Raw genomic sequence first — 13,115 nt, 5'->3', positions numbered from 1 at the left:
CAGCTTAAGCTTTTTTACTTTGAAATGAATATAATTTACAGCGGCATGGGAGAATCATCTAAGGCATCTACTGAAAGGGGCAGTGGATATGATATGGCGATTGGATGGTTTTTCAATAGAAGCTAACATAGATATTCTCCTAATTATTGATGGCTTGAAATAGTCTAGTGACGCCTAGTTCAATTTCATTTTTTTGTAAATGACCATAGCCAATAATTAATCTGTTATTATAAATTCCCTTTTTAATTGTATGATCCTCTACAGGGTAAACCTTTACACCAAATTGTTCAATTTTCAGTAATAAGTTTTGCGTAAATTCTATCTTCTCAAATTCTGCAATTAAATGCATACCTGTAGAGTAGCCGAATATCTTTACTTTATGTGAAAAAGTTAATTGTAAGCATTGTATAAGAAAATCACGTTGACTTTTATAAAACTTTTTCATTTTTGTGATATGTCTTTCCATGTAGCCCTCCTGGATAAAACGAGAAAGGGTAAGTTGATCCAAGGAAGGTGTGTGTAAGTCTGTAAACCATTTCAATTGGCGACATTTTTCGATAAGCTGTGTTGGAAGGACAATGTATCCTATTCGTAGTGCCGGAGAGAGAATTTTACTAAAAGAGCCGATGTAGAGAACAAGCTCTGGATCAAGGCCCTGCAAAGAGCTAACAGGTGGGCCTTCGTAGCGAAACTCACTGTCATAATCATCCTCAATTAAAAAGCAATGATTCTTTCTAGCATACTCAATTAATTGAATTCTACGTTGAATTGGTAATGTACTTCCTAATGGAAATTGGTGAGAGGGTGTTAAAAACACTAGTTTAGGGTCCATATTGTCGGGTAATAGAGGCGTTTTCATTCCCAATTCATCTACCGGTATTGGATAGATTGTGGCACCAGAGTTCTTAAAGATGGTTTGAATATCATTCGTAATAGGATCTTCCATAATAGCTATATCATTAGGTGATAACAGCAATCTCGATACAAGCATCATTGCTTGTGTAGCACCAGATGTAATGATAATTTGCTCTGGATGACATTCAACGCCTCTTGTTTTTAATAGGTAATAGGCAAGGGTTTGCCTTAATTCTATGCGCCCCTCTGGTACTCCATATCCCAAAGTGGAAGGTTCACTATCGTGCCAAAGTTGATGACTTATCTTAGCCCATGTTTTACGAGGAAACAAGTTGAGTGCAGGGATACCCGAGCGAAAATTTATAACTTCTTTCCCTGCTATCAAATTTCCTACTTTATCTGTAATAAAAGGCTTTGTCTGTTGTGTTAATAACGCCCCCTCTGCAACAAATGTACCGGCTCCTCTTCGTGCAATTAAAAACCCTTCGGCCAGTAACTGATCATAAGCTTCTAAAATGACATTCCTTGATACTTTCAATTCTACTGAAAGCTCGCGTGTTGATGCTAGCTTTTCTCCTGCATGGAGGTGTCCACGTAAAATTTTTTCGCGTATTTGTTGATAGATTTGACGATTTAAAGGAATATCTAATGCTCGATCAATAGGTATCCATAACATTTTTCATCCCTCCGATATAAAAGTGGTACCTTTAAAATCTCCTTAAAGTGGTTCTACAGTAACCAATTATATCATGATAAAGTATTTATCAATATCCAAGAGGAGGAATAAATATGAAAAAAGCAGAAGAATTAGTGATTCAAGCCTTAAAAAGCGCAGCACGAGATGAGCGCTTGAAATATGCTGTGCAACAATCAACAGAGCTCTATCCGTTATTATGGAAAGCAGCAAAAAGATATGTAACAGGAGAAAAGAGAGAGGATGTCATCACGGTTGCACGTGAATATCTCGAGGATAATTATAATATCTCCATAGAATATATTGGGGAAAATACAACCGATTTATCGGAATGTAAAAGGGCAAAGGATGAGATTCTACAAGTAATTGAGGAAATGGGGATATTGTCTTTAAAACAAACTGTATCATTTGATTTATCTCATATAGGCCTTTCTATTAACGATGAGATTGCTTATCAGTACCTTGAAGAGCTCGCACAAAAAGCTCAATGGTATGGAATAACTTTAATGATAAGTATGGAAGAATCCTCTAAGACAAGTGATATTCTCACTCTTTATAAAAAAATAGCAAAAAACTACACAAATATTGGAATAACTATACAAGCTCATCTTTATCGTACAGAGGTAGATTTACAAGAACTTATTCAATATCCAGGAAAAATAAGACTTGTAAAAGGGGCTTTTCAAGAGCCTGTTGATATAGCCATGATCAGATCAGAAGAACTGAATAGCCGTTATCTTGAGTATGTTGAACAGTTAGTGAATGCAAACCACCCGATATCAATCGCCACGCATGATGAAACGCTTATTCAAGAGATAGAGCGACGTCAATATCTTCATAAATCGAATGTTGAAGTAGAGATGCTGTATGGTGTACGTCCAGAGTTACTCAATGAATTAAGAACGAAGGAATATCGTTGTAGAGTCTATTTAACGTATGGAAGTGAGTGGTATTTGTACCTTTGTCATCGAATTGCAGAACAACCAGAAAATTTATATTTAGCAGTAACTGATATTATTAATGAATCACTTAGAGCAAGTAGTGTAGTAGATTGAATAGATGAATCTGTACTAACAGTTTAATCGTAAACTCTTTGCTATTACTGATAATCGGAGTTGTTTATGTCTGAATGAGGACAAAAATAAGAAAAACTTGTCTATAAAATAAGAAACTAATGTAACTTAAATAAAAACCTCACTTATCCTTATTACGGTGAACCGTATCATAAGTAAGTGCGGTTTTGAAAAGACCACCTAGAGCGTTGGGATGTCAGCGTTTTAGGTGGTTTAATTTTATTTATCATTGTTTTTCGCCTTTATGTCCTTTTTCTTGTGTTGGTGGAAATCAATATAGCGAGTTTTCTTCAATGATTGCTATAACTACTGAATGTACCCCAATTCTCTTGCCTAGCAAATTGAGGATAAGTGGATATAAAGTTCACGATAATATGAGCGCTATCAAGTTTAGGGTATTGATTAAATAGTGATCTATCTCCATATCGAATGGCTGTTAGTGCAAGTGGTAACTCACGCCTAAATATTTCATTGCGTTTTGCAGCTGCATTTTGATTGTATTCTCCTTGTTCTATATATAAATATAAATAGAAATAAAAGCATTCCCCATTAGTAATCCACTCACCTAAGACCTCATCTCTCATCTTAGTATTCACTTTATCCCAAGCATACTCATTTCCTATCGTTAAAAATAGATCGCCAGTATCATCTGAGTGAGTAAGTGTATAACGTCTTGGAATGACAGGTTTCATTGTAGTTATACCATGCCTATATTGAACGAATAGTTTTTCTGGGTCGAACTTTCCCAAGCTATCAACTCCATTCATTTTTCTATCAATATGCAGGTATAAACCTATTAAATAGTTAAAAGTCATATGTATTAAGTTTTTATAGAGCGGCTTATGTTTTACGGGAAATGTATTAAACTTTTACATTTTTTATTTGATGATATGTACAAATGAACGAAATATAGACCCTGTAGAACAATACTTCAGGGTCCATTTCTCTAGTGGCATAATGTTTCAATTTGTTAATTCCAATATTTTTACGATTAATCTGTAAGTTAATGGATAACTTATACCCATCATTCTCATCTTCTAACAATTTAACATTCGCTGTTTATTAGGCTGGTTAAGCTAGTCTAATATTGTGACCTTTAATTGCTTCACTCCAAAATTAATGGCATCTTGTTGAGAAGGAAAAAAGACATCGATTCGATTTCCATTAATGGCACCGCCAGTATCTCCTGCGATTGCTTCACCGTAGCCTTCCACATAAACTTTACTACCCAGTGGAATGACAGTTGGGTCAACTGAGATGACCTTCGCATGGGGGTTTGTTTTAAGGTTAATTCCAGTAGCAGTAATACCGGAACATCCTTCACATGAGGCCGTATAGGCCGAAGCTTCTACTATAAGTTCCTTTGAAGCAATAGTATTTGATGGGGGCGTAATTGCTTCAGGCGTATTCTCTTTTGGAGCAGTATTATTTGTTGATGGAGCGGTCACTTCTGGGACACGATCCTTTGAAGCTGTTTTACTTGTTGATGAAACAGTTTCTTCAGGTTTACTCTCCATTGCAGTTTTATGATTTGTTACTGAAGTTGTAGTTTCCTTTGCAGGCTTTATTGGTTTGTCAGTTATAGCTGTATTAGTTTTTGTCCCATCAATAATAGATAGATGTAAACCCGGATGAATGAGGTCTGTATGTAACTGGTTCCATTCTTTAATTTGGGAAACAGTGACTTGATGATTTAGAGCTATGTCCCATAGTGTATCACCTTGCTTAACGGTATATTGTTGTGCAATGGTAAGGACATCGCCAGGTTGAATAAGGTTAGTAGTAATATGATTCAATGTTTTGATATTTTCTACAGAAGTATTATGTGCACGAGATAAATCCCAAAGAGTATCTCCTTTTTGTACGGTAATTGTTGCGGCTTGAACATTAGCACCTAAAGTTGCCGAAAGCATTGCAACTGGTACAATTGAAATTATTTTTTTAAGCATTCATTAATCCTCCATGTGCGTTCTTAGTTGTTAATGTAAAGTCATCGTAACATAGATTTTTCTGAGAAAAAGAACAAGGAGGTGTTAATTTGATTTCGTTCATGGCATTTATATTGCAATAATATTGCTACTATTAAATGATCCTATTTTTGTAATGAAGATACCTGATTCGTTAAGGGCTAAATATGATAATGTTTATACATTTACAACAGATGACATTAATTTGGGAGAGGTAGAGAGTTAAATAAAACCACCATTACACTAAATACGATGAACCATATCATAAGTAAGTACGGTATGTATATATGCATTATGTTGAAAACGAAAAAGCATCTACAATAAATGATGCTATTTTGGATTGATTTAAAGTATTTAGTGAGAGCATCTATAAGAATAAGTCATAGTAAGCATGTCCTTATAAGAAATTAAAAAGAGAAATTGCATAGAGCAATTTCCCTTTTTGTTTGAATGGAGGTGAATTATGGCTCAAGTTTTGTAACTTCAAGATTATTTTTATTGCCGTTACCATTACCATTGCCGTTGCCGTTGCCGTTGCCGTTGCCGTTGCCGTTGCCGTTGCCGTTGCCGTTGCCGTTGCCGTTGCCGTTGCCGTTACCGTTACCATTGCCGTTACCGTTACCATTGCCGTTACCGTTACCATTGCCGTTACCGTTACCATTGCCGTTACCGTTACCATTGCCGTTACCGTTACCGTTACCGTTACCATTACCATTACCGTTACCATTACCGTTACCATTGCCGTTACCATTGCCATTGCCATTACCATTACCATTACCATTACCATTACCATTACCATTGCCGTTACCATTGCCGTTACCATTGCCGTTACCATTGCCATTACCATTACCATTACCATTACCATTACCATTGCCATTGCCATTGCCATTGCCATTGCCATTGCCATTGCCATTGCCATTACCATTACCATTGCCATTGCCATTGCCATTGCCATTGCCATTGCCATTGCCATTGCCATTGCCATTGCCGTTGCCGTTACCATTGCCATTGCCGTTACCATTGCCATTGCCATTGCCATTACCATTGCCTGGCTTTTCAACTAACACATCAAATGTTAGTGTGTGGTCACCATACGTTACCGTAATTGTCGTAGTCCCTTGACCTTTTCCTTTTACAATGCCTGCTCTGACAGTAGCTATTTGATCATTCGCTACTTCGTAGGTTGCAAGCTTGGTAACATCTTTTACTGTTGTTTGACCATTGACAGTAGTTACTTCAGTAATCTTAACGGTAACTTCTTTACCGATACTAGTTTCAACCTGTGCTTGGTCAATTTCTAGTGTTACGTTTGGTTCTACTACAACAGGTTCTTCAACTGTAACATTTAACGTAACAGTATTTTCACCGTATGAAATAGTAATTGTAGTTGTGCCTTTACCTACGGCAGTTACTAATCCATTTGCTACTGTTGCAACATTTTTATCCTCAACAGCATACGTAGCTTTTGACGTTACGTCTTCCTCCGTTGCATCACCTTCTGCAGGTGTAGAGGTTTCCGTTACCTTAAGCTGTGCAGTTTCCCCAACTGTTAGGTCTAGCTCAGTTGGATTTACAGACAGGGTAACTACAGGTTCTACTATCTCTTTTTCATATATTTTTGCTTCACCAACATTCCCGGCAGCATCCGTAATTACTACTGAGACAGCATTAGTTTCCGCTGTTACTGGGAATGTAAAGCTACCATCTTGATTTAACTCAAAAGCAACTGGCGCTTTTACTTGGCCATTTACCGTCGCAATATAGGAAGCTTTTAATTTATCATTTAAATTGTAATTTAAATCATATAAAGCTAACTCTTCATTGTAGTCGATATATTTATCTGTTACTTGTCCTGTAGCGACACCTTCAGCCACTGAACCCGTAATTTCTGGTTTAGTCGTTTTCACGACAATAGGTCCAACATAACCGGAAACTTGACCTGATGCTGCAAGACCAGTGAAGTCAATTGTATATAGACCATCTGGAATCTTTGTGGCAGGTTCTGATCCCCATGGTTTGTACTGCCCACCAACATTCAGTGTATAAGAGCCTTTTCCTAGCGCTGTACCTGCATGGAGATAACCAATATAGCCGTCTCCGTATTCTCCACCTTCAGGATTCATAATATCCCAAAGCTCGATATAGTTAGTTGTTACATCTCCAGTTAATGTGAATGAAAGGACCGCTGAGTCTTTCACGCCATCTCCGTTAAAGGATAGGTCTGTTTCTGTAATCTTATAATCTTTAATTTCCGTTACTGCCTCACCGCCAAGGTCAGCAGCGAATGGTAATGAGATTTCTGTATCTCCTCCATTAATGTAAATATATCCTAGTATTTCAGAGCCGTTTGGCGCCGTAGCTTGTGAAGCAGTTAATGTAATATTTAAAATTTGCTCACCGTTTAGGTTAAATGTTGGCTGATCTACTGTAACAGTTGCATCACCAAATGTTTTGGTCACATCAACCGATACATTATAATTGCCACCGTTTCCTTTAATGTCTTTTACTAAAACTTGTTTCGTTACAGAAATATCCTGATCCTTAATTGTTTGTGGACCGAAAGTAACTGTACCTTTCAAGTTTTCTGTAACTGCACCCGTTCCATCTAGAATTGCGCTATCAAGTGCATAAGCAAGAATTTCTGGATGAGCTGCAGCATACGCATTGACACGCCCAGCACCTTGAGAAAACACATCGTATTTTGTTTTATCTAATACCTGTGCTGTATTAGACAATGCCACTTTTACATCAAACGCATTCCAATTAGGATTGGCTTGTTTAACTAATGCCACAATACCTGCGATATGAGGAGTTGCCATAGAAGTTCCTGTTTTGCGACCATAAGCTTCCGCATAATCCGCATCTGGGAAATCCTTTTTATACATTGGAATCGTTGACATAATATTTGTACCAGGTGCACTTACATCTGGTTTAATATCAAAGTTTGGAGTAGATGGTCCACGTGAACTAGAAGAGTTTACATCATCTCCTAGTGTCTTTGTGGAAGCAAATTTACTAAAGCTTACTTTGCCTTTTCCGCCTGCTAATGCAGCGCGAATTGCATTGCCATCCGTTTGGGACATATCAAATGTTGGTAGATATTCGAATGCATCACCAAGGAATGTGCCCGAAATGTCCGGTGCATTTGATCCACCTGCAAAGTTATGAATAATAGTTGCGACAGCTCCATTTGCCTTTGCATTTGCAATTTTATCAACGAAGGCGATACTGCCACGCGAAATTAATGCCACTTTACCGTTTACATCAATTCCTTCAAAGTCTTTTACTTCTCCATTTCCAGGAACAGCAACTAGATCAAATTCTCCTTGAAGTTGTGTAGCTACATTTTTCCCGAAAGTAGTCCCCATTAATGGAAGCTGTTTAGTTAAGTTGTAGTTGCCAACTGTAACTTTCACTTCCCCGTTGTACATTGTTTCTGGATTTGTTGTGTTACCAACAGCGATTCCTAGGCGAGCGGTTGCAGGAGTGCCCATTGTTCCTCGATTTGGACCAGAGTTCCCTGTTGCAACTACTCCGATTGTTCCAGCTATCATTGCATTATTTATAGCAAATGAACCAGCATCTGTTTCAGTGTTAGCTCCACCGCCAAGTGAAAGGTTGATAATGTCCATTTTTTCAATGACAGCCGTTTCAATTGCTTTAACAATACCAGATGTAGCACCACTTCCATATGCTCCAAGAACACGGTAAGCATAAAGGTCTACTTTTGGAGCAATCCCTTTAATGCCGTATTCGTTAGCACCGATTGCTGCAATTGTTCCAGCAACATGTGTACCGTGAGAAGTATAGAACGCGCTTCCTTTTTCATTAAATTCAGGTGTCCCAGCTGGACGCTCTGAAGGCGATGTTTCTGATGCATCATTATCTGCCCGAGGCTTCGTATAAGTGGATGAATTTGGAATAAAGTTTTTTCCACCTTTATAAATTCCAGCAAACTCAGGGTGATCTACATCAATACCAGTATCTAACACGGCTACTTTTATTCCTTGTCCTTCAAGTCCTTCCTTCCAAAGCTCTTCGATGCCAAGAAAAGAATTACTTGTATTCATTTGAGCTTCTAATAGGTCTTCTTTAATAAGTTCTGATGATTTCGCCGTATCCTCTTCGGATGCGTGAACAATAACATCAGGTTCGATTAATGTAATGCCTTCTACTGTAAGCAGTTTCGGAAGATCGTTTGCTTTTACAGTTGCCGCAAAACCGTTTAAAACAGTATCAAATGTGTATCCTTGAGTCAGCTGTACCTTTTTAGTAGCTAACTCTTTTTTTACTTGTGCTTGTTGTACTTTTACATTGGAGCGAACTTCTTTTGCTTGAGCCTTAGAGAATTTTTCCCCATTGATTTCGCTTATTCCCTGCTCTAATGCAACAGGCTTTTCAGATAAATGGACAATGACTGGAACCTGTTGATTGCCTGATACATTTTCTAAGCTTTCGTGAAGAGTTGGACCATCTTTAGACAGGCTTAGCTGTTCCGCAATAGCCGCTTTTAGTTGGATAATACTTTCATTTTGACTATCCGGTTTGAATGGTTTCGAATCTTCAGCACTAGCACTCGACAATGGAACCAATAAAGAGAGCACCATAACGAAAACTAGAATACTACTTAAAAACTTCATAAACTTAAAATTTTTCAAATCGCATTTCCTCCCCTACCCTTAATTGTCACACTTTTCAGTTTAGTGTGATATTTCCAATTTATCACAATCTAACTAATTCGAATATCGGAATATTTAAATATTCTGAAATATTGATAATTAGTATCATTTTATGAATGATAGATTGAATCTTTTTTCCTAGTAATGGAATAAAAGGTTATAACTTTCAAATGAGAAATGCTAATACATTTTGCCTGGGTAATCCTACCAAAGTACTGTCGATTGTGTCGTAATTTAGAGAAAAGGAGGGAGACCATTTGAAGGAGCGCTGGAAGGGGAATCTTTATAGAGTGTAATCTTGAAATAAAAAAACTAGCGATTATTTAATCGCTAGTTATTAGTGCAGGATGAAGTGTATCATTGTTTTTGATCTAAGTGATGACTAAAAAATGTTAGCAGGCTTGCACAGACTGCAACGAGTCCACCGACCCATGTTACATTCATTAAATTCCCTTGATGATAGACGATGCCGCCTAATGCAGAACCAAAGGCAATTCCTACGTTACTTGCTACAGGCATTAGTGAAGCGGCTAATCCTTTAGCACTTGGCTGGTAAATTTCAGCGAGATCAATTAAATAAAGCTGAGTAGATGTTGTTAACAGGATAGCCATTAGCGACATTAAGCCTATGTTAGCTAGTCCTAAAATAAATTGATTGGTGGTCCAAAATAAGCATATTAGAACAATTGCCTGCAGGAGAAAAACAAACCGAAGGCGACCGATAGGATTGTGATTGGCAATTTTACCAGCGAGTATATTGCTGAATATCGAAATAAACCCATAGCCAAAAAGAATAAAACTAATGGAATTATGTGGGGCCCCCATCCCCTTCAAAATAGGAACAAGGTACGTAAAGACTGTATATGTTGCACCAAATCCTAGGGCAGGAATGAAAAAAGCCATTAAAATACGCGGCTTGAGTATCAGAGAAAACTGATCCCGTATGGAGCTCCGTACTTGACTGAGTCCATTTGGTAAGGCAAAAAAGGATGCCATAAACGCAACCCCTCCCAGTAGAGTGGTTAACATGAAGGCGGCATTCCATCCATACGAGTTGGAAATGACAATACCAATCGGTACCCCCACGACATTTGCCAGTGTGAAACCGCCGAAAACGAATGATATAGCAAGTCCCCGTTTGTTAATTGGCATGGTTTCGCTTGCAACAATCATGGCTAGAGAAATTAATACGCCCGTTACAATTGCTGTCATAATACGAAGTATCAGTAGCATAATGTAGTTCGTAGAAATAATGCACAAAGCATTAAAGACAATGAAAGATGCTATCAAAAACAGCATCCATTTACGCTTTGGAAAGTGACTTGTTGCGGACATCACCAGTGGTGTAGCAACGGCAAATGTAATGGCAAATGCAGAAACGAGTGTGCCTGCTTTTGCATTCGTCATTTCTAGACTTGAAGAAATATCAGTCAAGATTCCGACAATTACAAATTCGCTTGTCCCCAGCACAAATGTTAATGAAGTAAGTGTTAAAATAAGTAACCAATGTCGCTTGGATAATTGTGTGTGGTGCATAGATACCTCTTTCCTAGATGAATATACATGTGTCACAGAGTAGATAAACAACCTAAACATCATATCATAATATTTTTACAAGAAAAATCACGAGATTATTGGATTTACACTTTCGATAAAGCTACTGATTTTAAAAGCTACATCAAGTATTGTTAAACATTATGCCTGCTACCTCCATTTTCAATGAAGGAGGAATATACTAAATTTGCACGAACCTTTACATAAAGCAATCTTGTTCAATATCTGCCATATTCACTCAAAAATACTACCTTTAAAAGGGAAAAGGAAGGTTCAAGATGATTCAATTCCAAAACAATATTATGACAGTTTTTCAAAGTGCGTTATATATGACTACTTCAGCAATCATTCAAACGAATGAAGCAATCATTATGACAGATCCTAATTGGTTGCCTAACGAAATTCAAGAAATTCAAGATTATATAAACAATATTCAAGGTAACAAGCAACTATATATTATTTATACACATAGCGACTTTGACCATATAATTGGTTCAGGAGCGTTTCCAGAGGCCAAGGTAATTGCCTCTAAACGATTTGCTGACAATTTGAATAAAGCAGAAAGCATTCAAAAAATTCATCAATTTGATCAAAAGTATTATTTACATAGGAGTTATTCCCCAGTATACCCTTCAGTTGATATTGTCATTTCTGAGGATGGTTATACATTAGAGTTGGATTCAATTACGATGACCTTTTATCAAGCCCCTGGTCATACGGATGATGGTTTATTTACAGTGATAGAGCCATATGGGTTTTTTGTTTCCGGCGATTACTTGTCGGATGTTGAATTTCCATTCATCTTCAGCAGCTATAAGGATTATGTAAATACAATTAATAAGGCTGAAAAGATTTTACTCACTCATGCCATCACAACCCATATACCTGGTCACGGATTAACAACACAAAATCTACAAGAAATTCAAAAAAGGATCGATAGCTCAAAGTATTACTTAACAAAGCTTCCGCACGATAAAGGAGAGTTAGAACAATATTTAAGGAGTGAGTATTCATTTTTTGAGGGGATGAAAAGGATTCATAGTGACAATAAGGAGATGATCCAAAAAGAAAATTTAGAAGAGCAATTGAAGTCTTCTAAAATGTAATGAAGTATATGACAAAGCAACCAAAAAGGAGATTGGCTTGCAATAGCCAGTCTCCTTTATTATGAGGGTTACTTTGTTAATTCGTTTCTAGTGAAGGCTGCAAGTAGTTCACGTACTTCATCAGTTGAATGGGCATTGATTAATTGAATGCGTAATTGATTAGCTCCCTTGAAGCCACGCACATATATTTTAAAGAAACGTTGTAATGCTTTAAATGAACGAGTTTCAAATTCCTTGGAATATTGATCATGAAGATCAAGGTGAAGGTATAGCAAGTTCAGGTATTCTTCAGCACTATGCTCTTTTGGATCTTGTTCAAAGGCATATGGATTTGAAAACACGCCTCTCCCAATCATTATCCCATCGATACCATATTGCTCAGCTAATTTTAAACCTGTTACTCGGTCAGGAATATCTCCGTTGATCGTTAGCAAAGTTTCAGGAGCAATGTCATCCCGTAGTTTTTTAATATCCGCAATCAATTCCCAATGTGCGGGGACCTTGCTCATTTCTTCTCGGGTACGTAGATGAATAGAAAGATTAGCGATGTTTTGTTTTAAAATATGAGTGAGCCACTCACGCCACTCTGCTACATCTGTAAAACCAAGTCTTGTTTTTACGCTAACAGGTAAACCACCAGCTTTAGCGGCTTGGATAATCTCTGATGCTAATGCAGGATGAAGTATTAAGCCGGCTCCTTTACCTCGCTCAGCCACATTATCGACGGGGCAACCCATATTAATATCGATACCTTTAAAGCCCAGCTCTTTCATGCCGATACTCATTTGACGGAAATGTTCAGGGGTGTCTCCCCAAATATGGGCAACCATCGGCTGTTCATCTTCTGTGAAAGCTAAGCGGTTACGAACGCTATCCATACCGTCTGGATGACAATAGCTTGTCGTATTGGTGAATTCCGTGAAAAATACGTCGGGACGACCTGCCTCACTAATGACATGACGAAATACAACATCTGTCACATCCTCCATAGGTGCTAAAATGAAAAATGGCCGTGGTAAATCAAGCCAGAAATTATTTTCGTTCATTGATGAATATCCTCTCTTTCCAAAATACTACCTTGCAAAAAGATAACATATTTCCTTTATTTCTTCACAATTAAATGGCCTAGCCTAATACGAGAAACTTCAGAGATGCTCTTCTTTAAATTAGTGAGGATTAAATGTAGG

8 protein-coding genes are annotated in these 13,115 nt (G+C 37.6%); 2 read left to right on the top strand and 6 right to left on the bottom strand.

What is annotated here, in order from left to right; genetic code table 11:
• Positions 1 to 139: 139 nt before the first annotated feature.
• Positions 140 to 1,531, bottom strand: a complete 1,392-nt coding sequence (locus tag A2J09_RS18670; RefSeq protein WP_012296182.1) for a MocR-like pyridoxine biosynthesis transcription factor PdxR — start codon at positions 1,529 to 1,531, stop codon at positions 140 to 142.
• A gap of 113 nt (positions 1,532 to 1,644) precedes the next feature.
• Between A2J09_RS18670 and A2J09_RS18665 the strand changes: the two genes are divergently transcribed.
• Positions 1,645 to 2,604: a proline dehydrogenase family protein gene (locus tag A2J09_RS18665; protein WP_012296181.1), complete on the top strand. Its 960-nt coding sequence runs from the start codon at positions 1,645 to 1,647 to the stop codon at positions 2,602 to 2,604.
• 308 nt (positions 2,605 to 2,912) lie between these two features.
• Here A2J09_RS18665 and A2J09_RS18660 read toward each other — a convergent pair whose 3' ends face one another.
• The 4 genes from A2J09_RS18660 to A2J09_RS18645 all read right to left on the bottom strand — a co-directional run bounded on the left by A2J09_RS18660 (position 2,913) and on the right by A2J09_RS18645 (position 10,804).
• Positions 2,913 to 3,371: a staygreen family protein gene (locus A2J09_RS18660; protein ID WP_031416817.1), complete on the bottom strand. Its 459-nt coding sequence runs from the start codon at positions 3,369 to 3,371 to the stop codon at positions 2,913 to 2,915.
• Between the two features lie 327 nt (positions 3,372 to 3,698).
• Positions 3,699 to 4,571 carry a LysM peptidoglycan-binding and 3D domain-containing protein gene (locus A2J09_RS18655; protein WP_012296179.1) on the bottom strand — a complete coding sequence of 291 codons (873 nt, stop codon included), beginning with the start codon at positions 4,569 to 4,571 and terminating at the stop codon, positions 3,699 to 3,701.
• Positions 4,572 to 5,050: 479 nt separating this feature from the next.
• The gene (locus tag A2J09_RS18650) at positions 5,051 to 9,247 is read right to left on the bottom strand and encodes a S8 family serine peptidase (RefSeq protein ID WP_231112975.1); all 4,197 of its coding nucleotides are present in this window, start codon (positions 9,245 to 9,247) and stop codon (positions 5,051 to 5,053) included.
• A gap of 378 nt (positions 9,248 to 9,625) precedes the next feature.
• Positions 9,626 to 10,804, bottom strand: coding sequence for an MFS transporter (locus A2J09_RS18645; RefSeq protein WP_036162474.1), 1,179 nt, complete (start codon positions 10,802 to 10,804; stop codon positions 9,626 to 9,628).
• A gap of 296 nt (positions 10,805 to 11,100) precedes the next feature.
• Between A2J09_RS18645 and A2J09_RS18640 the strand changes: the two genes are divergently transcribed.
• Positions 11,101 to 11,928: an MBL fold metallo-hydrolase gene (locus A2J09_RS18640; protein ID WP_012296174.1), complete on the top strand. Its 828-nt coding sequence runs from the start codon at positions 11,101 to 11,103 to the stop codon at positions 11,926 to 11,928.
• A 68-nt stretch (positions 11,929 to 11,996) separates the two neighbouring features.
• Here the strand turns inward: A2J09_RS18640 and A2J09_RS18635 are convergent, their stop codons facing one another.
• Positions 11,997 to 12,974: a tRNA dihydrouridine synthase gene (locus tag A2J09_RS18635; protein ID WP_012296173.1), complete on the bottom strand. Its 978-nt coding sequence runs from the start codon at positions 12,972 to 12,974 to the stop codon at positions 11,997 to 11,999.
• Between the last annotated feature and the right edge of the window lie 141 nt (positions 12,975 to 13,115).

The organism is Lysinibacillus sphaericus, assembly GCF_001629735.1.
In the GTDB taxonomy this organism is placed as follows: Bacteria; Bacillota; Bacilli; order Bacillales_A; family Planococcaceae; genus Lysinibacillus; species Lysinibacillus pinottii.
Note: the sequence above shows the minus strand (reverse complement) of the source record. Positions and strands in the feature narration are given on the sequence as shown.

Bases quoted from the DNA above. Each gene is read 5' to 3' on its own strand.
- A2J09_RS18670 (WP_012296182.1), bottom strand. From the start codon at position 1,531: ATGTTATGGATACCTATTGATCGAGCATTAGATATTCCTTTAAATCGT.
- A2J09_RS18665 (WP_012296181.1), top strand. From the start codon at position 1,645: ATGAAAAAAGCAGAAGAATTAGTGATTCAAGCCTTAAAAAGCGCAGCA.
- A2J09_RS18655 (WP_012296179.1), bottom strand. From the start codon at position 4,571: ATGCTTAAAAAAATAATTTCAATTGTACCAGTTGCAATGCTTTCGGCA.
- A2J09_RS18645 (WP_036162474.1), bottom strand. From the start codon at position 10,804: ATGCACCACACACAATTATCCAAGCGACATTGGTTACTTATTTTAACA.
- A2J09_RS18640 (WP_012296174.1), top strand. From the start codon at position 11,101: ATGATTCAATTCCAAAACAATATTATGACAGTTTTTCAAAGTGCGTTA.
- A2J09_RS18635 (WP_012296173.1), bottom strand. From the start codon at position 12,974: ATGAACGAAAATAATTTCTGGCTTGATTTACCACGGCCATTTTTCATT.